This window comes from Mesorhizobium sp. M7A.F.Ca.CA.004.06.1.1 (assembly GCF_003999135.1).
Taxonomy (GTDB): domain Bacteria; phylum Pseudomonadota; class Alphaproteobacteria; order Rhizobiales; family Rhizobiaceae; genus Mesorhizobium.
This window is the reverse complement of sequence record NZ_RZPQ01001257.1, coordinates 1-911: the sequence shown is the minus strand read 5'-3', so window position 1 is coordinate 911 and position 911 is coordinate 1. Positions and strand designations below refer to the sequence as shown.

At 67.9% G+C, this 911-nt stretch carries 2 protein-coding genes; both read left to right on the top strand.

Translation table 11 applies throughout. The features are described from left to right. A partial coding sequence (locus tag EN906_RS35605) for an ABC transporter permease subunit (protein WP_164777678.1) occupies positions 1-636 on the top strand: 636 nt, incomplete at its 5' end. Next, positions 633-911: ATP-binding cassette domain-containing protein (locus tag EN906_RS35600; protein ID WP_127375842.1), on the top strand; the 279-nt coding region annotated here is incomplete at its 3' end. The genes EN906_RS35605 and EN906_RS35600, both read left to right, overlap by 4 nt.

Here is a 911-nt window from a genome sequence, read left to right as displayed (position 1 = left end):
GTCTGGCGCCTGGACGAGATCGGCCTGGCGCTTGGCCAGACGCTGTTCCTGGCGCTCGCCGGCGCCTTGCTCGCCACCGTCGCCGCCATGCCGATGGCCTGGATCTCGATCCGCGCCCCGGGGCCATTGCAGCGCCTGCTGGAGGGCTGCAACTACATTGTCGGCTCGTTGCCGGGGGTTGTCATTGCACTGGCGCTGGTCACCATCACGGTGCGCATCGCGCTGCCGCTCTATCAGACCCTGTTCACCATCCTGGTGGCCTATGCGCTGATGTTCCTGCCACGCGCGCTGGTCAGCCTGCGGGCGTCGATCGCGCAGGCACCGGTCGAGCTCGAACGCGCCGCTTCCAGCCTCGGCCGCCCGCCGCTGCAGGCGCTGTGGTCGACGACGATCCGCCTGTCGGCGCCGGGTGCCGCGGCCGGCATGGCGCTGGTGGCGCTCGGCATCATGAACGAACTGACCGCCACCCAGATGCTGGCGCCGAACGGCACCCGCACGCTGGCGATGGCGTTCTGGTCCTACAGCGGCGAGATTGATTATGCCTCCGCGGCACCTTACGCCTTCATCATGGTGGCGATGTCGCTGCCCTTGACCTGGCTGCTCTATGTCCAGTCGAAACGGATGGCCGGACGATGAGCTTTCTCGAAATCGGTGGCTTGCACAAGCAGTACGGCCCGGTGGCCGCCCTTGCCGGCGTCGACCTGAACGTCGCCAGCGGCAGCCGCACGGCGATTGTCGGTCCTTCCGGCTGCGGCAAGACGACCCTGCTGCGGCTGATTGCCGGCTTCGAGGCGCCGGACCAGGGGCACATCACGCTCGACGGTACGATATTGGCCAATGGCGGCGCTGCGGTGCCGGCATATCGGCGAGGCATCGGCGTGGTGGCGCAGGATGGTGCCCTGTTTCCGCAT